At 67.5% G+C, this 839-nt stretch carries 1 pseudogene; it reads left to right on the top strand.

The features are described from left to right. Nucleotides 1-839 (top strand): annotated as a pseudogene (locus tag FL625_RS18170) (hypothetical protein); the annotation flags it as partial.

Here is an 839-nt window from a genome sequence, read left to right as displayed (position 1 = left end):
TTCGGCGGCGCGGCGGACGTGGAGATCGAGGGCGGCCAGCTGCGCCTGCCGACCATCGCGACGCCGGCCGCACCGGCTGCGGATGGTCTGAAGCTGTTCGGGCGCAAGGTCGGCGGCCGCGCCATGCCGTCCTTCATGGGGCCAAGCGGGCTGGAGAGCGAATTGCAGCCCCTGCTGGCGCGCAACAGGGTCGCACTGTGGCAGGCGACCGGCAACGGCGGCACGGATACATCGTTCGGCATCGCGGTTACGGCGGCGGGAACAGCGACCACGGAAAACGTGGCGACCACCAATCTGCATACCTACATGCGCCGCAGATCCTGGCGGGTGACCACGGCATCGGCAACGGCGGTCGCCGGACTGCGGGCCAACAACCTGCAATGGACGCTTGGCGGGCCGGCGGCCGGGCTGGGCGGCTTTCACCTTGTCTGGCGCTGGGGGCCGGCAACGGGAGTCGCAACCCCTACCACGCGGGCTTTCGTGGGAATGCGGGCATCAGCAGCGGCGCCTACGGACGTCAACCCGTCCACCCTGACCAACATCTGCGGCATGGGCTGGGATTCAGGGGATGCAAACATCCAGTTCATGCACAACGACGGCTCGGGCACGGCGACTAAGATCGACCTTGGCGCGAGCTTCCCGAGGCCGACCGTCGATCTGACATCGGTCTATGAGGTCGCGCTTTTCGCACGGCCCGGAACGACGCAGATCCTGGAATACGCGGTGACCGATCTGGTCTCGGGCGCCGCTGCCACCGGGACGATCACGACAGACATCCCGTCCGCTACGCAACTTCTGGCGCCCAACGGATACATCAGCGTTGGCGGCACCTCGTCCGT

The organism is Tabrizicola flagellatus, assembly GCF_008271465.1.
Classification (GTDB): Bacteria; Pseudomonadota; Alphaproteobacteria; order Rhodobacterales; family Rhodobacteraceae; genus Tabrizicola; species Tabrizicola flagellata.
This window is presented reverse-complemented; position numbering and strand designations above follow the sequence as displayed.